We start from the raw sequence: 18,599 nt of genomic DNA, 5'->3' as shown, positions 1-18,599 counted from the left end.
TTTGCGGGAGCCACAGCTTCCGGAGGGTCCCCGGCGATCAATCGGCGGACACTGGCCCCGACTCCGGGGGGCAAGCGTTCGCCCCAGTTAGTGAAAGAGTTCACAAAGGTGCAGGAGCCGCGGAGGCTCCACTTACGAAGGAGTGGAACGCATGGACTGGCGCCACCGCGCTGCCTGCCGTGACGTGGACCCCGAGCTGTTCTTCCCGATCGGCAACACCGGGCCCGCGCTGATGCAGATCGAAGAGGCCAAGGCCGTCTGCCGTTCGTGCACGGTCAGCGAGCACTGCCTCAAGTGGGCCCTCGAATCCGGCCAGGACGCCGGCGTCTGGGGCGGCTTGAGCGAAGACGAACGCCGCGCCGTAAAGCGCCGCGTGGCTCGCGCCCGCGCCCGCGCCAACGCCTGAGTTTAGACATCACCGACGCGGGCCGACCCCCGCGTCAATTCCGGTGAATGTCATTTGTCATACGACATTCGGCGACATTCACCGGCAGACGCTCACGCAGGACTGACTGGGATGCTGAGCGAGACCTCTGTGCCGCCCTCCGGTCGAGGCGCGATCCCCAACCGGCCCGACAGTTCTCCCACTACCAGCGTCCGTACGATCTGCAGGCCGAGGTTGGCGCTGACCTCCAGATCGAAATCATCCGGCAGACCACGGCCCTCGTCGGCGACGACCACCTCCAGCAGGTCCTGATCGCGCGAGACGAGCACCTCCACCTTTCCGGTCTGATGCGCGAAACCGTGCTCGACCGCATTCTGCAGCAGCTCGGTGAGAACCATCGCGATCGGCGTCGCCACCGCCGCCGGCAGGATGCCGAACGACCCCACCCGCCGGACCATGGCGGGCGTGACCGACACCTCCGCGGTCATCTGGATGACCCGGTCCGCGATGTCGTCGAACTCGACCAGTTCCTCCGGCATCTGGGCCAGCGTCTCGTGCACGATCGCGATGGAGCCGACCCGCCGGACCGCCTCCTCCAGCGCCTCCCGGCCCTCCGGCATGCGCATCCGGCGCGCCTGCAGCCGCAGCAGCGCCGCCACCGTCTGCAGGTTGTTCTTCACCCGATGGTGGATCTCCCGGATGGTGGCGTCCTTGGTGAGCAGCTCGCGCTCCCGCCGCCGCAGCTCGGTCACGTCCCGGACCAGGACCAGCGCGCCGATCCGCCCGCCGCCCACGATCAGCGGGATGGCCCGCAGCTGCACGACCGTGCCACCCTTCTCCACCTCGGTCTCGCGCGGCGCCTTCCCGCTGGCCACCAGCATCAGATCCTCGTTGATCGGCTCATCCCGATAGCAGAGCTCCGCCGTCGTCTTCCCCAACTCCGAGCCGACCAGATCGGCGTGCAGCCCCAGCCGCCGGTAGGCCGACAGCGCGTTCGGCGACGCGTACGTCACCCGCCCGGCCCGATCGAGCCGCAGCAGCCCGTCCCCCACCCGGGGCGACCTGACCAGCATCGGCTCGGCCTCCGCGAACGGGAACCGCCCCTCCGACACCATCTGGGCCAGATCCGAGGCGCTCTGCAGGTAGGTGAGCTCCAACCGCGACGGCGTACGCGCCGACGACAGGTTCGTGGACCGCTGGATGACCGCGATGAAGTCGCCCTCCAGCGACCGCCGCACCGGGATCGTCTCCTCCCGCACCGGCACCCCGGTCGACCAGTCGGGGTCGCCCTCCCGGCAGATCCGGCGCTCGTTCCAGGCCGTCTCGATCAGCGGCCGCTCCCCCTTGGCCACCACCGAGCCGACGACGTCGTCGTGATAGACGGTGGGACCGGTGGTCGGGCGCATCTGGGCGACCGCGATCCACCCGTCCCTGCCGGGGATCCACAGGATCAGGTCGGCGAAGGACAGGTCGGCGAGCAACTGCCAGTCCGAGACCAGCGAGTGCATCCATTCGAGGTCGGCCGCGTCGAGTGCACTGTGTTTGACGACCAGATCGCTAAGGGTGGGCACCTGTGCATGATGCGTGCTACGCCGGGTCGAAAGCGAATCGACATACACGACCTGGCAAGATGCCTGCATGAAACCCCTGGACCAGTTGCGGGCGGACACGGCGGCACGCGAGCGGGCCGGGCTGCGGCGGATGCTGCGCCCGCGCGACCCCGGCCATGACGGGCTGCTCGATCTGGCCTCCAACGACTACCTGGGCCTGTCCAGGGATCCGCGCCTGGTCGAGGCCGCCGTACGGGCCACCCGGGAGTGGGGCACGGGCTCGACCGGGTCCCGCCTGGTCACCGGGACCACGCTGCTCCACGCCGAGCTGGAGGAGCGGCTGGCCGCCTTCACGCTGGCGCCCAGGGCGCTGGTGTTCTCCTCCGGCTACCTGGCCAACCTGGCGGCGGTGGCGACGCTGGGGCGGGGCGGGCTGGTGGTCTCCGACGCGGGCAACCACGCCTCCCTCGTGGACGCCTGCCGGCTGGCCAGGGCCCGCGTCGTGGTCACGCCGCACGGGGACGTGGCCGCCGTCGAGCGGGCGCTGCGGGAACGGTCCGAGGAGCGGGCGATCGTGGTGACCGACTCGGTCTTCTCGGTGGACGGGGATCTGGCGCCGCTGCCGGGGTTGCACGCGGCAGCCGTACGGCATGGGGCGCTGCTGGTCGTGGACGAGGCGCACGCACTCGGCGTTGTCGGAGAACACGGACGCGGCGCGGTGCACGAAGCCGGACTTGCGGGGAATCCTACAATTGTGAGAACCGTCACGTTGTCGAAGTCCCTGGGCGCGCAGGGCGGCGCCGTGCTGGGTGGACCCGACGTCATCGACACGCTGATCGACACCGGCCGCTCCTTCATCTTCGACACCGGCCTCGCGCCCGCCTGCGCCGGGGCCGCGCTGGCCGCGGTCGAGATCCTGGAGCAGGACGCTGACCTGCCGGAACAGGCCAGGGCCCGGGCCCGGGAGCTGGCCGCGCTGGCCCGCGAGCTCGGCCTGGAGAGCGCGGAACCGGCCGCCGCCGTGGTGCCCGTGGTGCTCGGCGCGCCCCAGGCCGCGCTGGCCGCCGCCGCGCTCTGCGCGGAGCACGGGGTGCGAGTCGGATGTTTCCGCCCCCCTTCCGTCCCGCAAGGTCGCTCTTGTCTAAGGTTGACCGCTCGGGCCAATCTGGGGTGCGATGATCTCGCGGTGATCGGGCGCGCGCTCGCCGCCGTGGCCGGAACGAAGGTGACCGCGTGACCGAAGACACTCCCCGGGTGCCGAAGTACTACGACGTCAAGCGCAGCCTGCTCGAACTGACCAAGAGCCTGTCGGCCGGCAGCGCCCTTCCGCCGGAGCGCACGCTCGCCGTCCGCTTCGAAACCTCCCGCACGACGGTACGGCAGGCGCTCACCGAACTGGTCGTCGAGGGCCGCCTGCTCCGCATCCAGGGCAAGGGCACCTTCGTCGCCCAGCCCAAGGTCGCCCAGGTGCTCCAGCTCACCTCCTACATCCAGGACCTGCGCACCGTCGGCCTCGAGCCCGACACCAAGATCCTGGACATCAGCTACATCACCGCCGACGAGGCCCTCGGCCGCCGCCTCGCCATCAACCCCGGCGGCCGCGTCCTGCGCATCCACCGCCTCCGCCTCGCCAACGGCGAACCCATGTCCATCGACACCACCCACCTGTCCGCCCGCCGCTTCCCCCGCCTGCGCCGCGAACTCGAAGGCCACCCCTCTCTCTACGAAACCCTCCACAACGCCTACAGCGTCCGCCTCACCGACGCCGAGGAAATCATCGAAACCGTCCTCGCCACCCCCTACGACGCCCAGGTCCTCGGCGTAGACGTCGGCCTCCCCATGCTCCTGCTCACCCGCCACGCCTTCGACGCCGACGGCAACCCCGTCGAATGGGCCCAATCCCTCTACCGAGGCGACCGCTACAAATTCGTCACCCGGCTGCGTCGACCGTAATTTCTCGTTACGGCTCCGCCGCTTCCAACCCGACCATCGCGCCCGCGCCTCTCCTCCACCAGGGCTCACCCCGTGCGACCGGTCCCCGCCGCAACGTCTGCCCAGCGCCGGCTGAATGAGCCTCCTGGCGGTCTCCGGTCCCGATGAGATCGGCGTCAGGGTCACTCCTGGTGACATCGTTGCGCCTAAGGTGGGGCGAATGAGTGTGCTCGTGGTTACGGGAACCGATACGGGTGTCGGCAAGACGGTGGTCACTGCGGCGATAGCGGCTTTGGCCATGGCGCGAGGTTCCTCTGTGGCGGTGGTGAAGCCCGCCCAGACCGGGGTCGGGCCCGGAGAGCCCGGGGATCTGGACGAGATCATCCGCCTTGCGGGCGTGACGACGACTTTCGAGTTCGCCCGCTACCCGGACCCCCTCTCCCCTGCCGCGTCCGCGCGCGTCTCCGGCTTGCCTCCGCTCTCCCTGAGTTCGGCGGCATCCCGAATCACCGAATTGGCCGAATCCCATCGGCTGGTCCTCGTCGAAGGCGCGGGCGGTCTTCTCGTTCGCTTCGACGAAGAGGGCGGCACGATCGCCGATCTCGCCCACGCGCTGAAGGTGCCGGTTCTGGTGGTGGCGCGCTCGGGCCTGGGCACGCTGAATCACACGGCGCTGACACTGGAAGTGCTCGCCCATCGTGGTCTTGAACTGGCGGGCGTGGTCATCGGCTCCTGGCCGCGCGATCCCGGCCTGGCCGACCGCTGCAACGTCCCCGACCTCGAAATGCTGGCCGCCCGCCCCCTGACGGGCGCCCTCCCCGAAGCGGCGGGCGACCTCTCGGCGGGGAAATTCCTCGAACTGGCGCACCGCTCACTCGGCCCGAGCCTGGGCGGCGCTTTCGACGCCCAGGCCTTCCGGTCGACCCTGGCCCTGCCCCACTGAGCCGACCTGGACGTCCCGTCCCGGGCCGGAGCCATGCCGGTTCAGTTGGTGACGGCGCCGGCGGTGATGTTGAGCGACGTGGCGGTCATCGAACGGGCGAGGTCGGACGCCGCGAAGACGGCCACGTTGCCGACGTCCGCGAACGTCGCCGCCCGCTTGAGCATCGTCTTGCCGACGATCATGTCGGTGATGGCCTCGCGGGCGGCGAAGTCCTCGGGCAGGCCCTCGGTGATGCCGCCGGTGTGCAGCGCCAGCACCCGGACCCCGTAGGCGCCGAGCTCCGCCGCCAGCTGGCGGCGGAGGAAGTCGACCGCGTTGAGCGCCACCTGAAGTCCGCCGATCGCGTAGTCGCGGATCGGCTCGCCGCCGCCGTCGCCGCCGAAGGTCAGGATGACGCCCGACCGCTGCCGGATCATGTGCCGCGCCGCGGCACGGGTGGTGAGGAACGTCGACCGCGTCGCGATGCGGATCGGCCGTTCGAAGTCCTCCAGCGACATCTCGGCCAGCGGCGTGCCCTGGGCGTCCTCGATGCCGATGACGTTGACGGAGATGTCGACGCTGCCCCAACTCGCCGCGACCGCGTCGGCGTGCTCGTCCACCGCCGCCTCGTCGAGCGCGTCGAGGACGGCCGTCTCGGCGAGGCCGCCGTCGGCGCGGACGCGGTCGGCGACCTCGCCGAGCGTCTTGCCCGTGCGGCCCACGAGGTGGACCCTCGCCCCCTCCCGGGCGAAGGCGGTGGCGAGCGCGGTGCCGACCTGTCCCGCGGCCCCGTAGACGATGGCGTTCCTGCCGTCCAGCAACATGATGTATTCCTTTCTCTCGATCAGTGTTCGATTCCGGCCACGAGGCGCGTCAGCCACTCGTGCCAGTGCGGGAGTTCCCGCGCGGCGACCGCGTCGGCGCCCGGGCCGTACAGGCGCCCGGCCACGTTGACCGAGAGCGTGACGGCGTCCATGGGAAAGCTGGAGATCGCCAGCAGCGCGGGGCACGGCTGTGCCGCACGCAGCAGCACGAAGAAGGGCCCGAGGTGCTCGAGAGTCCCGCTGGTGTGCGGCGCGTTCTCCGGCGTGCGGAACGGCGCGCCCGCGGCGAGGCCGCCCACCCCCAGTGCCCTCGCGACGAGCGCGCCGACCTCGGCGCGTGCCGCCGGTGGTGCGCTGACGGGCACCGTGAGGTCGAGCCGGGCCGCGGGCCGGCCGGAGAAGTGGGTGAGGTAGGAGCGCAGAAGGAGCAGCGACATCCGCCACCCGGTGCCGGCCTCCTCGGCGATGTCGTCCCAGCCCTCGCCGTCGGCGTAAAGGCTGCTGATCACGCGCACCACACAGCTGCCGTGCGCACGCGCCTCCACGAGGAACTCGGTCGCGATCGTGGGATCCGGGGCGACTGCCCGCTCCAGGTAGGCGAACCGGTACGGCGGCTCCCAGGCGGTCACCGTGGCGGCGGCGTCCGGACCGAACGGTCCCCTGTGCAGCCGCACGGCGCCACCCTCGCGCGGTTCGACGTCGGCGGGAAAGGACCAGGCCGCGCTGCCGGACGCGGTCGTGATCGCCGCCCAGACCTCCTCGGGACCGGCCGCGATCTCCACCTCGGCGCGGGTCACGTGCGCGTCGCGATCGTCGGTCACGCGGCGTCCCCCGGGCGGGGGTGGACGGCGACCATGACCCGCTGCCACCGGCCGTCGGGCGCGCCCTCGTCGTGGTACTTCGCCGCGAGGCGGGACACCGCGGCGGCGAGCTCGTCGGCGAAGGCGGCGCGGTCGCCCGGGGCGGCGAAACGGATCTCGGTGTCCAGCGCGAAGACGGGCAACGGCCTGCTCGCGCGGGCGGCCCGCCGGGCGAGCGCCCCGACCTCGCGGACCACCCTGGCGGCGAGCGCGATCAGGTAGGCGGCCGAGAGCTGGTTGCCGCCGCGCACCTGGTCGCGCTCCGCGCCGAGCGGCTCCGGCGCCACCACGTAGCCCGCGGCCGTGGCCACCAGCAACCGCTCGGTGAGCCCGCCCCAGACGCGGGTCTCGGCCACCTCCACCAGGCCGTGCGCCTCGAGCTGGCGCAGGTGGTAGTTCACCTTCTGCCGGGCGAGCCCCACGCGCGCCGCGAGCGTCGCCGCGGAGGCGGGCTCGCGCAGCTCGGCGAGCAACCGCGCGCGCACCGGGTCCAGCGCCACCACGGCGGTGGCGGGATCAGCGATCACCTCGATGTCCTGCATGGCACTCAGGAAGCCCCTTGACAAACCAATTTGTCAAGGGCGCCGGCAGCGGTGATGAATAACCGGTGTGGGTTGAAGCCCGGAGGAATTCGGTCACCCGTAGGCTTTGGCCTGTGACGGAGACCATGGAGACTCGCAGTGACGTTCAGGCCGACATTCTCGATGTCGCGCGGCGACAGGTTCTGGAGGAGGGGCGAGGGCTCTCGCGGGACCAGGCGCTGGCCTGCCTGACCCTGCCCGACGAGCGGGTGCCCGAGCTGCTCGCGCTCGCGCACGAAGTGCGGATGAAGTGGTGCGGGCCGGAGGTGGAGGTCGAGGGGATCATCTCGCTGAAGACGGGAGGGTGCCCGGAGGACTGCCACTTCTGCTCGCAGTCGGGACAGTTCTCCTCACCGGTGCGCGCCGTCTGGCTGGACATCCCGTCGCTGGTCGAGGCGGCCAAGGAGACGGCCGCGACGGGCGCCACCGAGTTCTGCATCGTGGCCGCCGTGCGCGGGCCGGACAAGCGGCTGATGGAGCAGGTCCGGGAGGGTGTGAAAGCGATCAGAGCGGCGGTGGACATCAACGTCGCCTGCTCGCTCGGCATGCTCACGCAGGAGCAGGTGGACGAGCTCGCGGCGATGGGCGTGCATCGCTACAACCACAACCTGGAGACCTGCGAGTCGCATTTCGCCAACGTGGTGACCACGCACACCTGGGAGGAGCGCTGGGACACCTGCCTGATGGTGCGTGAGGCGGGCATGGAGCTGTGCTGCGGCGGCATCATCGGCATGGGCGAGACGGTGGAGCAGCGCGCCGAGTTCGCCGCCCAGCTGGGCGAGCTGGCGCCGGACGAGGTCCCCCTCAACTTCCTCAACCCCCGGCCCGGTACGCCTTTCGCCGACTACCCCCTGGTAGACGGCACCGAAGCGCTCAAAACGATCGCCACCTTCCGGCTGGCCCTGCCCCGCACGATCCTGCGCTACGCGGGCGGACGCGAACTCACCCTGGGCGACCTGGGCACCCGGGACGGCATGCTCGGCGGCATCAACGCCATCATCGTGGGCAACTACCTCACCACGCTGGGCCGTTCGGCCGAGCAGGACCTGGGGCTGCTCCAGGACCTGAAGATGCCGATCAAGGCGCTGTCCCAGACGTTGTGAACACGGGCGGGGCGGGAAGCAAGAACATCTCCTGCCCCGCTAGTTAACCGACTGGTAGGTTTCAGCGCATGGACAAGCATGCCGGTGACATCGCGGTCGCCGTCTCCCAGGCCTACGGCGTCGACACGATGTTCACGCTGTCGGGTGGCCACGTCTTCCCCCTGTACGACGGCGCCGTGCACGAGAATATGCGCATTCTGGACGTGCGCCACGAGCAGAGCGCGGTCTTCGCCGCCGAGGCGACCGCGCGGCTGACGCGCAAGCCCGGGCTCGCGGTGCTCACCGCGGGACCAGGGATCACCAACGGGGTGTCGGGCGTCGCGACCGCCCATTTCAACGGCTCCCCGGTGGTGGTCCTGGGGGGCAGGGCGCCGGCGTCCCGCTGGGGTTCCGGCGCGCTGCAGGAGATGGACCATCCGCCCCTGTTCGAGTCGATCACCAAGCTGGCCTTCACCGGGTCCGGCGCGGACGCGATCGGCCAGGACGTGGAGATGGCGTTCCGCACCGCGCTGGCCCCGCATCGCGGCCCGGTGTTCCTGGACTTCTACATGGACCACCTGTTCTCCCCCGCCGAGGAACGCGCGACCGAGACGCTGGCGCCGTCCCCGCTCGAACCCGACCCGGACCGGCTGGCCGAGATCGCGCGCCTGCTGGCCGAGGCGCAGCGCCCGGTGCTGGTGCTCGGCTCCGACGTCTGGATGGACCGCGCCGAGGAGGCCGCCCGCGACTTCGCCGAGGAGTTCCGGTTGCCGGTGATCCCCAACGGCCAGGGCCGGGGCATCCTGCCCGCCGGGCACGAGCTGCTCGCCACCCGCGCCCGCGGCCTCGCGTTCGGCCAGGCCGACCTGGTCATCGTGGCCGGGACCCCGCTCGACTTCCGGCTCGGCTACGGCTGGTTCGGCGGCAAGGACGGCGCGCCGCTGGCCCGCGTCGTGCACCTGGCCGACGCGCCCTCCCAGCTGGCCACCCACACCGGCCTGTCCGGCTCGGCGGCCGGTGACCTGTCGATGCTGTTCTGGGCCCTCACCCAGGCCTGCGCCACCGCGGGCGTCACCCCGCGCCCGGACTGGACGGAGAAGCTCCGCGAAGCCGCCACGAGCGCGATCGCCGCCGACGCGGATCTACTGGAGTCCGACGCCGACCCGATCCACCCCATGCGCGTGTACGGCGAGCTCAACCGCCAGCTCGACGACGACGCCGTGGTCATCGGCGACGGCGGCGACTTCGTCTCCTACGCCGGAAAGTACGTCGAACCCCGCAGACCAGGCAACTGGCTCGACCCAGGCCCGTACGGCTGCCTGGGCACCGGCCTGGGCTACTCCATCGCGGCCCGGATCGCCCGCCCGTCCTCCCAGGTCGTCCTGCTGCTCGGCGACGGCGCGGCCGGTTTCTCCCTGATGGACGTCGACACCCTGGTCCGCCACAACCTCCCAGTCGTCATGATCTGCGGGAACAACGGCATGTGGGGCCTGGAAAAACACCCCATGCGCATGCTGTACGGCTACGACGTGGCCGCCGACCTGCAACCGCAGGCCCGCTACGACCAGGTCGTGACCGCCCTCGGCGGCGGCGGCGAACTGGTCACCAAGCCGTCGGAGATCGGCCCGGCGCTCCAGCGGGCCTTCGACTCGGGCGTGCCCTACCTGGTCAACATCGCCACGGACCCGGAGGTCGCCTACCCGCGCACCACGACCGGCGTCTAAGGGCTCGGCGACGGGCTGGGAGTCGGCGACGGGCACGCGACATAGTCCACCGACACGGTGACGGTCGAACCGACGGGAGCCTTGGTGTTCGCCTGCGGAACCTGCTTGAACACCGACGTGCAGCCCAGGGACGAGTCTCCCTTGAAGGTGAACTTGGGCTTGAAACCGGCGTCCAGCAGGATGGTCCTGGCCTGCGCCTCGGTCCGCTTCCACAGGATGGGCACCGTCTTGGTCGGCCCGGCGGGAGTCGGCGACGGCGACGGAGAACGTTTGGTCGGCGTGGGCGTGGGTGTGGGCGTCGGCTCCTCCGTAGAGGGCTCCACGCTCGGCGTGACCGGTTCCTTCGTCACCGTGGGCGTGGGCGTCCTCGGCGGGCGCGGCGTCCTGCGCGTGTTGGACGGCGTCGGGCTCGGCGTGTCGCTCACAATGCCGATGTTCGGTTCCGTCGTGGGCTCCGTACCCGAACCGGCGTTGGCCAGGTTGATGCCGAGCACCGCCAGCCCCGAGAAGACCGCGACGCCAACCCCGGCGGCCGCGATGGCCGGCCCTTTGCCGAGCTTCCTGGCGGCCCGGCGGGACGCTCGGTTCGGCTGCTGCGGGGTGACGGCGGTGATCCCGGTGGGCGGACCCTCGCCCACCCGGACCTCCTCGTTCCAGGTGGTCGCCCCCGTCACCGGCCCGCTGAAGCCCTGGCTGACCGGCCCGCCGTACCCCTGACCGACCGGTTCGGCCGCGAACCCGCCGGTCTGCGGGAACGGCTCGGGGAAAGCCGCCGACACCGGACCGGCGTGGACCGACTGCGCGGCGGCCTGGCTCATCGCGGCGGCGGTCGGCCAGCGGTCGGCCGGGGCCTTTTCGAGGGCACGTTCCACCACGTGCCGGATGGCGGGCGGGATGTCGGCGGGCAGCGGCGGCGGCATCTCGCGGATGTGCTTGAGCGCGATCGTGACCGGGGTGTCGCCCTCGAACGGGCGCCGCCCGCGCAGACACTCGTACGCGACCACGCCCAGCGCGTAGATGTCCACCGCGAACGTGACCGGTTCACCCTCGGCCTGCTCCGGCGCGCAGTACGCGGCCGTGCCCAGCACCATCCCCGCGTCCGTCAACCGGCTGGCCGCGTCCGAGCGCGCGATGCCGAAGTCGGTGAGGACCAGCGTGCCGTCAGGCCGTACGAGAAGATTGCCGGGTTTGACGTCGCGGTGCACGATGCCGCGGTCGTGCACGGCCTGCAGCGCGGCGGCGGCCTGGGCGATGAGCTCCATGGCCGGTTCCGGGCGGATCCGCCCGAGCCGGGACAGCAATTTGTCCAGCGGCTCGCCGTCCACGAACTTCATCACCAGGTAGGCGGTGGGGCCGTCACCGGGGACCTCGGTGACGCCGTAGTCATAGACGTCGACCACGCCCGGGTGGTTGATGGTGGCCATCGCGCGGGCCTCGCCCTGGAACCGCACGGCGAAGCCGGGGTCGTCCAGGCGGCCTGGGAGCAGCACCTTGACAGCGACGGTGCGAGCCAGAACCGTGTCCTCGCCCCGCCACACTTCGCCCATACCACCGGCGCCGATACGGACGTCCAAGCGGTAGCGCCCGTCGAGCGTCGTCCCTCGGGCAACCATGGCGCCCCTTTACCCCCTAAATCACATCCACCCCGGAGCTGTCCAACCAAGCAGACGCGGGTCACGTCACGGTCACAAGAACCTGAGCGGAAGTGTAGCGGGCTACGGGCGAATGGGTTTTACCCCCGCGAAAAGGGTCACGAGCTAATCGTGCCGTGCTCGGCGCACCGCGCGGTCCACCCGGTCGGCGTCACCTGGACGACCATCCTGCGACGGCATTCGCCGCAGTAACGCGGCGGCTCCATCGCCCGTGCGGCACGACATCCGCCATGATCGCCTTCACTCACCGGCGCGCCGCAATGATCGCAATAAGTGTTCACGGCCCTCCCAATACAATCGCGCACATGACTCTGGCACCCGGCCTGCGCGCCTCCCGGACGATCATGGTTGAGCGCGAGGACACCGCCATCGCCGCCGGCAGCGGGGACGTGCCCGTGCTGGCCACCCCCCGGCTGCTCGCCTTCGCCGAAGGCGTCACCACGGCGGCGATCGCCAAGGAGCTGGAGCCTGGGCAGACGTCGGTCGGCACCCGCGTCGAGCTCAGCCACCTGGCCGCCACCGGCGTCGGCGCGCACGTCGAGATCGCCGCCGAGCTGACCGAAGTGGAGGGGAGACGGCTCGTCTTCTCGGTCACCGCGGTCGACCGGCGGGGCACTCTGGTGTTCACCGCGACCATCGAACGGATGCTCGTCGACCGGGAACGTTTCCTGGCCAGAATTACTCGATGACGGCGATCAGGTCGCCCTCCTGGATCACGTCGCCCTCGGCCACCTTCAGCTGGGCCACCACACCGGCGTCCTCGGCCAGCACCGGGATCTCCATCTTCATGGACTCCAGGATGACCAGGGTGTCGCCGTCCTCGACGGCGTCTCCCGCGGCGACGACGACCTTCCAGACGTTCGCCACCATCTCCGCGCGCACTTCAGCCATGGTTGTCTCCCCTTCAATCTTTCCGGATCACGATCTCATGCGGGACACCAGGCCGGTGTCGTAGTCGCCGCTGACGAACTCGGGGTGTTCCAGCAGTTCCGCGCAGAACGGCAGGTTGTTCTTGGGTCCTTCGAGCGCGAAGCTGGCGACCGCCGCGCGGGCCCGGTCGAGGGCCTCGGCGCGGGTGGCGCCGTGCACGCAGAGTTTCGCCATCAGCGGGTCGTAGAAGGGCGTCACCGTGTTGCCCTCGGCATAGCCCGAGTCGACCCGGACGCCTTCGCCGGTGGGTTCCTTCCACAGGGCGATCTTGCCAGGACCGGGGAAGAAACGTTTGGGATCCTCCGCATACACCCGGAACTCGATGGCGTGGCCGGTCGGCGTGGCGTCCAGGACCAGGTCCTCGCCCGCGGCGATCCGCAGCTGGGCCTCGACCAGATCCACCCCGGTGACCAGCTCGGTGACCGGGTGCTCCACCTGGAGCCTGGTGTTCATCTCCAGGAACACGAAGTCCTGCGCGTCGGCGTCGACCAGGCACTCCACCGTGCCCGCGCCGCGATAGCCGACCGCTTCCCCGGCCCGTACGGCTGCCGCGAGCATGCGCGCCCGCAACTCGGGGGTGATCCCGGGCGACGGGGACTCCTCGACGACCTTCTGGTGCCGCCGCTGCACCGAGCAGTCGCGCTCGCCCAGGGCCACCACGGTGCCGTCGGCCAGGCCGAGGATCTGCACCTCGACGTGGCGGGCCCGCTCGATGTAGCGCTCCAGCAGGATGGCGGGCGTGCCGCCGAACCTGGCCGCCGCGCGGGAGGCCTGCTCGAAGGCCTTGGCCAGGGACTCCTCGTCGTGGGCGACGCCCATGCCGATGCCCCCGCCACCACCGGCGGTCTTCACCATGACCGGGTAGCCGATCCGCTCTGCGGCGACCGCGGCCGCGCCGGGTTCGGTCACCGGCTCGCGGGTGCCCGCGGCCACCGGGACTCCGGCCGCCTCCATCAGGTTCCGCGCGTTGATCTTGTCGCCCATCCGGCGGATCGCGTCCGGCGACGGGCCGATCCAGACGATCCCGTCGTCCATCACGGACTGCGCGAAGTCGGCGTTCTCCGAGAAGAAGCCGTAACCGGGGTGGATCGCCCCCACACCCGTCTCCCGCGCGGCCTCCAGGACCTTGTCCTGGTCCAGGTAGCTCTGCGCGGGGTTGGCCGGGCCGATCGGGATGGCCTGGTCGGCTTCGCGCACGAACGGCAGATCGGCGTCGGCCTCCGAGTACACGGCGACCGACCGCAGGCCCATGCCGCGCACGGTCCTGATGATCCGGCGCGCGATCTCACCACGATTGGCGATCAGTACAGAGTCGAACACGCAGCCAACCCTACGGGCAGTGCCTGTTGTCAGCCGTACATCGCAAACCACCGATCACTCGGCCACAATCTGTAGAAAGCCCACAACTCAGAGCCGGTTCACCGGGGCGAGGCGGTCGATCACCCGGGCCATCGCGGCGACCACGTCCTGGTCATACTCGGCGCCGCCGTCGAAGCGCAGCCGTTCCAGCGCGGCGGCGGCCCGATCCCGGTCGGTGGAACCGCTGACAAGATCGTCGTAGGCGTTGGCGGCTTTGATGATCCTACTGGCCGCCGGCGGGTTCTTCTCCAGCCCGTCGCACTGCCGGCGGACGATCTCCGCCACCCGGCCGAGCACGCCGGTCTCCCTGATCACCTCGGCGCCCAGGGCGGCGATCCGGCGGGCCTGGTCGGCGTCGGTGAGCACCGTCGCGCCGCCCGGAATCGGGTCGCTCAGCGAGAGCTGGCCGATGTCGTGCATGAGCGCCGCATACTCCAGTTCCAGCAGTTCCGGCTCGGCCATGCCGAGCTCGCGGCCGACCGCCACGGCCAGGCGGCTGACCCGCCGCGAATGCCCCGGCTCGACGTAGCCGCCGACCTCGGTCACCCGGGCCAGCGCCCGGATGGTCTGCAGGTAGGTGGCCCTGATCCCGGCGTACTTGCGGAAGGCGACCTGGGTGACCAGCAGCGGCGCGGCGAAGGCCAGCAGGGCGGTCATGTCCATGCTGTGCGAGGCCAGCGCCAGCAGGATGCCGGAGGCGGCCACGGCCGCGCCCAGCGGCGCGGCCATCCTGGTCTCGTCCCGTACGGCCACGCCGAACGCGGTGCGCACCTGCTCGGCCCTGAGCATCGAGGCGATGACCACGTCGGCGGCCAGCATCAGCCCGATCAGCACGGTCATCACGCCGAGCGGCGCCCACCAGCCCTGCCCCGGCTCCGGCCGCAGCACGTCGGCCAGCGGGCGGAACGCGAAGGCCAGCAGCGAGCCGGAGAACAGCCGCCGGGCGATCGCGTCCAGCCGGGGCGCGCGGCCGACCGCCAGGTGCGGCAGCCCGCCCGCGATCATGCCGACCGCCATCACCGCGACCACCTGCAGCGCCGAATGGGTGGCGGGCTCGCCGCCCACGTCCAGGAGCAGCGCGTAGCCGAGCGCGGCGGCGGTGCTGATCGGGGCCACCTCGCGGTTGCCCGGCATGGTCAGCCGGGCCAGCTCCCCGCCCGCGATCAGCGCGCCGAAGCCGATGGCCACCTGCGAGCCGACCAGGCCGACGGCGGCCGTGTGCGCGATCCCGGCGATGGTGAGCAGCCCGGCCGCGCAGATCAGCAGTAACTGCCCCGAGTCGAGCCCTTCCATGTTCCGGCTGGTCATCGTCACCGCTCCGACACCACCTGGATCGGCGTGGTCGGGTCGTCGTGATCCTTCGCGGCCATCTCCCGCACCGGCTCGGCGGGTTCCGGCATGGTACGCGGCTGCCAGCCGACCCGGTCGAGCGCCCGGATGAACGCGCTGACCATGACCGGGTCGAACTGCGTGCCCGCGTTCTTGCGCAGCTCGCCGATCGCGTCCGTGATCGGCTTGGCCTTGCGGTAGGAGCGGTCGGAGGTCATCGAGTCGAACGCGTCGGCCACCGCGATGATCCGGGCGAACTCCGGGATCTCGGCCCCGGCCAGGCCCATCGGGTAACCACGCCCGTCGTACTTCTCGTGGTGGTGCATGATCCCGGCGAACGCCTCGTCCAGGAAGTCGATGCCGCGCACGATCTCCAGGCCGCGCATCGGGTGCAGCTGGATGGCGGCGAACTCCTCCTCGGTGAGCACGCCGTCCTTCTGCAACACCTTGGTGGGCACGCCGAGCTTGCCGACATCGTGCAGCATGCCCGCATACCGGATGGCGTTGAGGCGCTCGGTGCCCATCCGGATCTCCTCAGCGATCATCGAGGAGGCCAGCGACACCCGGGTGCAGTGGCCCCGCGTGTAGTAGTCCTTGGTCTCCACAGCCTGGCAGAGGGCGGCGATCGTCGCCTCGTACGAGCGCTGCTGGGCGTGATACTGCCCGAACGCCCAGCGGGCCACGAACAGCGGCAGCAGCACCAGCACCGCCGAGATCGACTGCACGGTGGCCCACAGCCCGGCGATCAGCAGCCCGAACGTCGCATACCCGCAGTACGAGACGAGGAACTGCACCATGTTCCGGACCGGGACCTGCCGCTTGCCCACCCCTTCGGCCAGCGCCAGGATCAACGCCGTCAGCACGAAGTTGATCGCCACGAAGGCGCCGGTGGCCGCCCCGTACGGCAGGATGATCTCCGGGAAGTCGGTCTTCTGCGGCAGCCCGACCGTGCCGCCCGCCCAGTTGTAGGCCAGCCCCGCCGCATACCCGCAGACCGCGAACTGGGCACCGTTGAACAGGCGTTTCACCATCGGCAGGCCCGGCCGCACGCTGAGCACCGCGGTGGCCGCGACCAGCGCCGCGCCCTGCGGCCCGACCAGCACGACCGCGGCCAGCGCGGCCGAGTAGCTGACCGACACCGCCGCCTGCCGCACGCTCAACAGGGTGGGGACGGACTCGCACACCAGGAACAGCAGCGCGAGCACGAGCAGCGTCGACCACTCCAGGCGGTCGTAAGCCAGCCCGCTGCGAGCCAGCAGCACTCCGGCGGCCCCGATGAGAACGACGAAGTAGACCTTGGCAGGCCACGGTAGTTCCCGCAATGCGGCCATCCCTCACGAAGGCGCGTGCTCAGGTCCAGGAGATTCCCGGGTGCGCTGTTGACATGCGCTGCCTCCACTCGATTCGCCACTCAGGCTACAGAAATCAACGTGCCTGGTCAGGGATGTCGGCGAACCGCCGCCAAAACGTAACCAAGCAATCACGGTGCGTGGCCGCGCACCCATTCCACAGTGATCTTCAGGCCGGTGGCCAGGTCGGTTCTGGGCTGCCAGCCGAGGCCGTCCCGGGCCGGACCCGGATCCACGGCCATGGCCGGGAGGTCGCCGAGGCGGGCCGGGGCCAGGCCCGGCAGGTCGGGCGCTCCGGCGGCGGCGGCGATCAGGGTGTGCAGGTCGCGGTCGGTGGTCTGCAGGCCGGTGCCCAGGTTGAAGCGCCGCCCGTCGCCGGGCGGGCCGCAGGCGCGGGCGAAGCCGTCCACCACGTCCTCGACGAAGACGTAGTCGCGGGTCTGGGTGCCCGCGCCGAACAGCACGGTGGGGCGCCCGACCAGGAGCGCGTCGGTGAAGATGGCGACGACGCCGGCCTCCCCGTCGGGGGACTGGCGTGGGCCGTAGACGTTGGAGAGCACGAGCGTGGTGTATTCGAGCCCGTGGAGGGCGCGATAGGACGACAGGTACGTCTCCGCGCTCAGCTTGCCGGCCGCGTAGGGGGAACGAGGGTCGGGGACGGCATCGCCGGGGACGGGGATCGTCGGGGGCTTGCCGTACACGGCGACAGAAGAGGCGAAGACGACTTTGCGGGCGCCTGCCCTGCGGGCGGCTTCCAGGACGTTGACCGTGCCCTGGACGTTGACCTGGGCGTCGAGGACGGGGTCGGCCACGCTTCGCCGTACGGAGATCTGGGCGGCCAGGTGGCAGACCACCTCGGCGCCTTTCGCGGCGTCGGCCAGCGCGGGATCGCGCACGTCCAGCACGTGCAGCGGCGCGTCCGGATTGCGGTGGGAACCCGTGGACAGATCGTCCACGACCACGACGTCATGGCCGTCGGAGAGCAGCCGGTCGACCAGCGTTGAACCGATGAACCCCGCGCCCCCGGTGACCAGAATCCGCATGGAACGATCCTAGGTCACTTTCGACTGGTCACTCGACCAGTTCGGCGCGGACCTCGTCGATCTTGGAGCGGATCTTGGCCCGGAGATCGTCCGGGACCGGATCGCAGCCGCAGTGTTTGGCGACCAGCTGCTTCACGGCCTTGTCCAGGCCGTATTCCCGCAGGCACGGGCTGCACTCGTCGAGATGTTGCCGGATGTCGGCGCACCCGGCCTCGTCCAGCTCGCCGTCGAGGTAGCTGTACACCCGGTCCAGCACGTCACCGCAGTCCGTGTCGTGGTGGTCACCACAGCTCATGCCTCGTCCTCCGATCGCACAAGCCCGCGCTCGCGCGCGTAATCCTCCAGTTGCGCCCGCAGTTGCCTGCGGCCGCGGTGCAGACGCGACATCACGGTCCCGATGGGGGTCCCCATGATGTCGGCGATCTCCTTGTAGGGAAAGCCTTCTACATCAGCCAGATATACCGCGATGCGGAACTCTTCCGGCAGCGCCGCCAGGGCGTCCTTGACGTCACTGTCGGGCAGGTGTTCGAGCGCCTCGATCTCGGCCGACTTGAGCCCGCTGGAGGTGTGCGACTCGGCCCGCGCGAGCTGCCAGTCCTCGATCTCCTCGGTCCCGGCCTGCTTGGGCTCCCGCTGCTTCTTGCGGTAACTGTTGATGAAGGTGTTCGTCAGGATTCGATAAAGCCAGGCCTTGAGGTTCGTGCCCACCTGGAACTGGTGGAACGAGCCGAAGGCCTTCGCGAAGGTCTCCTGCAGGAGGTCCTCCGCGTCTGCGGGGTTACGGGTCATCCGGAGCGCGGCGGAATAGAGCTGGTCCAGATACGGCATGACATCCCGCTCGAACCGCTCACTGCGCTGCTCCAGAGTCTCCTCGACTGTCTTGGAGACCGGACCCACCCCCTCAAGGACACCGTTCGCACCCGAGAATACCGGCACGACATCGGCAGCCTGGAAAGGCCTCTCCAGCAACGCGTTCATGCCCCTTTGCAACAGGGCACGCGTAGAGTCTGTTCCCGTGGAAAGGTACGGGTGGCCAACTTCGGGGAAAAAGCTACGTACCGGCTGGTAGCCCGGAAC

20 protein-coding genes are annotated in these 18,599 nt (G+C 70.5%); 7 read left to right on the top strand and 13 right to left on the bottom strand.

Translation table 11 applies throughout. The annotated features are described in order from the left end of the window. Positions 1–151: 151 nt before the first annotated feature. Entirely contained in the window at positions 152–406 is a 255-nt protein-coding gene (locus tag Aple_RS15020; RefSeq protein ID WP_155345203.1) for a WhiB family transcriptional regulator, read from the top strand. Positions 407–498: 92 nt separating this feature from the next. Here Aple_RS15020 and Aple_RS15015 read toward each other — a convergent pair whose 3' ends face one another. Continuing rightward, a complete protein-coding gene (locus Aple_RS15015; protein WP_155345202.1) occupies positions 499–1,956 on the bottom strand; it encodes a PAS domain-containing sensor histidine kinase in 1,458 nt (485 codons plus the stop codon). 67 nt (positions 1,957–2,023) lie between these two features. Between Aple_RS15015 and Aple_RS15010 the strand changes: the two genes are divergently transcribed. From Aple_RS15010 to bioD, 3 genes are all read left to right on the top strand, one after another. Further along, the gene (locus Aple_RS15010; RefSeq protein WP_155345201.1) at positions 2,024–3,172 is read left to right on the top strand and encodes an 8-amino-7-oxononanoate synthase; all 1,149 of its coding nucleotides are present in this window, start codon (positions 2,024–2,026) and stop codon (positions 3,170–3,172) included. Beyond that, on the top strand, positions 3,169–3,888 hold the full coding sequence (locus tag Aple_RS15005; RefSeq protein ID WP_155345200.1) for a GntR family transcriptional regulator: 720 nt from the start codon (positions 3,169–3,171) through the stop codon (positions 3,886–3,888). Before Aple_RS15010 ends, Aple_RS15005 begins: the two co-directional genes overlap by 4 nt. 199 nt (positions 3,889–4,087) lie before the next feature. Next, on the top strand, positions 4,088–4,810 hold the full coding sequence (gene bioD / locus Aple_RS15000) for a dethiobiotin synthase (protein WP_155345199.1): 723 nt from the start codon (positions 4,088–4,090) through the stop codon (positions 4,808–4,810). A 41-nt stretch (positions 4,811–4,851) separates the two neighbouring features. On the opposite strand, the gene Aple_RS14995 is transcribed toward bioD, so the two are convergent. From Aple_RS14995 to Aple_RS14985, 3 genes are read right to left on the bottom strand one after another with little or no spacing between them, the layout of a single operon-like run. Beyond that, on the bottom strand, positions 4,852–5,613 hold the full coding sequence (locus tag Aple_RS14995) for an SDR family NAD(P)-dependent oxidoreductase (protein WP_155345198.1): 762 nt from the start codon (positions 5,611–5,613) through the stop codon (positions 4,852–4,854). 20 nt (positions 5,614–5,633) lie between these two features. Beyond that, on the bottom strand, positions 5,634–6,434 hold the full coding sequence (locus Aple_RS14990) for an SRPBCC family protein (protein WP_155345197.1): 801 nt from the start codon (positions 6,432–6,434) through the stop codon (positions 5,634–5,636). Further along, on the bottom strand, positions 6,431–7,015 hold the full coding sequence (locus Aple_RS14985) for an ArsR/SmtB family transcription factor (RefSeq protein ID WP_155345196.1): 585 nt from the start codon (positions 7,013–7,015) through the stop codon (positions 6,431–6,433). The genes Aple_RS14990 and Aple_RS14985 overlap by 4 nt, the downstream gene beginning before the upstream one ends. A gap of 113 nt (positions 7,016–7,128) precedes the next feature. On the opposite strand from Aple_RS14985, the gene bioB reads away from it, so the two are divergent. Together bioB and Aple_RS14975 are read left to right on the top strand one after the other, a co-directional pair. Continuing rightward, positions 7,129–8,157 (top strand): biotin synthase BioB, encoded by a 1,029-nt coding sequence (gene bioB / locus Aple_RS14980; RefSeq protein ID WP_155345195.1) that lies wholly within the window; start codon positions 7,129–7,131, stop codon positions 8,155–8,157. Between the two features lie 68 nt (positions 8,158–8,225). Continuing rightward, positions 8,226–9,860, top strand: a complete 1,635-nt coding sequence (locus Aple_RS14975) for an acetolactate synthase (RefSeq protein ID WP_155345194.1) — start codon at positions 8,226–8,228, stop codon at positions 9,858–9,860. Here the strand turns inward: Aple_RS14975 and Aple_RS14970 are convergent. Together Aple_RS14970 and bsaP are read right to left on the bottom strand one after the other, a co-directional pair. Further along, a complete protein-coding gene (locus tag Aple_RS14970; RefSeq protein ID WP_155345193.1) occupies positions 9,857–11,473 on the bottom strand; it encodes a serine/threonine protein kinase in 1,617 nt (538 codons plus the stop codon). The two genes, Aple_RS14975 and Aple_RS14970, sit on opposite strands and share 4 nt — an antisense overlap. Positions 11,474–11,610: 137 nt before the next feature. After that, positions 11,611–11,793: a biotin synthase auxiliary protein BsaP gene (bsaP, locus tag Aple_RS56625; protein ID WP_444978881.1), complete on the bottom strand. Its 183-nt coding sequence runs from the start codon at positions 11,791–11,793 to the stop codon at positions 11,611–11,613. A 24-nt stretch (positions 11,794–11,817) separates the two neighbouring features. Between bsaP and Aple_RS14965 the strand changes: the two genes are divergently transcribed. Next, on the top strand, positions 11,818–12,201 hold the full coding sequence (locus Aple_RS14965) for a thioesterase family protein (RefSeq protein ID WP_155345192.1): 384 nt from the start codon (positions 11,818–11,820) through the stop codon (positions 12,199–12,201). Here the strand turns inward: Aple_RS14965 and Aple_RS14960 are convergent. From Aple_RS14960 to Aple_RS14930, 7 genes are all read right to left on the bottom strand, one after another. Then, positions 12,191–12,403 (bottom strand): biotin/lipoyl-binding carrier protein, encoded by a 213-nt coding sequence (locus tag Aple_RS14960; RefSeq protein WP_155345191.1) that lies wholly within the window; start codon positions 12,401–12,403, stop codon positions 12,191–12,193. The two genes, Aple_RS14965 and Aple_RS14960, sit on opposite strands and share 11 nt — an antisense overlap. Before the next feature lie 27 nt (positions 12,404–12,430). Beyond that, complete coding sequence (locus tag Aple_RS14955; protein ID WP_155345190.1) at positions 12,431–13,762, bottom strand: acetyl-CoA carboxylase biotin carboxylase subunit; 1,332 nt, start codon at positions 13,760–13,762, stop codon at positions 12,431–12,433. An 87-nt stretch (positions 13,763–13,849) separates the two neighbouring features. Continuing rightward, the gene (locus Aple_RS14950; RefSeq protein WP_155345189.1) at positions 13,850–15,109 is read right to left on the bottom strand and encodes an HD-GYP domain-containing protein; all 1,260 of its coding nucleotides are present in this window, start codon (positions 15,107–15,109) and stop codon (positions 13,850–13,852) included. Between the two features lie 2 nt (positions 15,110–15,111). Next, positions 15,112–16,452: an HD-GYP domain-containing protein gene (locus Aple_RS14945; protein ID WP_344316154.1), complete on the bottom strand. Its 1,341-nt coding sequence runs from the start codon at positions 16,450–16,452 to the stop codon at positions 15,112–15,114. Positions 16,453–16,610: 158 nt separating this feature from the next. Further along, positions 16,611–17,522, bottom strand: a complete 912-nt coding sequence (locus Aple_RS14940; protein WP_155345187.1) for an NAD-dependent epimerase/dehydratase family protein — start codon at positions 17,520–17,522, stop codon at positions 16,611–16,613. Between the two features lie 28 nt (positions 17,523–17,550). Next, positions 17,551–17,817 carry a mycothiol system anti-sigma-R factor gene (rsrA, locus tag Aple_RS14935; RefSeq protein WP_155345186.1) on the bottom strand — a complete coding sequence of 89 codons (267 nt, stop codon included), beginning with the start codon at positions 17,815–17,817 and terminating at the stop codon, positions 17,551–17,553. Beyond that, complete coding sequence (locus Aple_RS14930; protein WP_155345329.1) at positions 17,814–18,419, bottom strand: sigma-70 family RNA polymerase sigma factor; 606 nt, start codon at positions 18,417–18,419, stop codon at positions 17,814–17,816. The genes rsrA and Aple_RS14930 overlap by 4 nt, the downstream gene beginning before the upstream one ends. Between the last annotated feature and the right edge of the window lie 180 nt (positions 18,420–18,599).

The organism is Acrocarpospora pleiomorpha (assembly GCF_009687885.1).
Taxonomy (GTDB): domain Bacteria; phylum Actinomycetota; class Actinomycetes; order Streptosporangiales; family Streptosporangiaceae; genus Acrocarpospora; species Acrocarpospora pleiomorpha.
The sequence above is the reverse complement of the archived record's forward strand: the minus strand, read 5'-3'. Positions and strand labels throughout refer to the sequence as shown.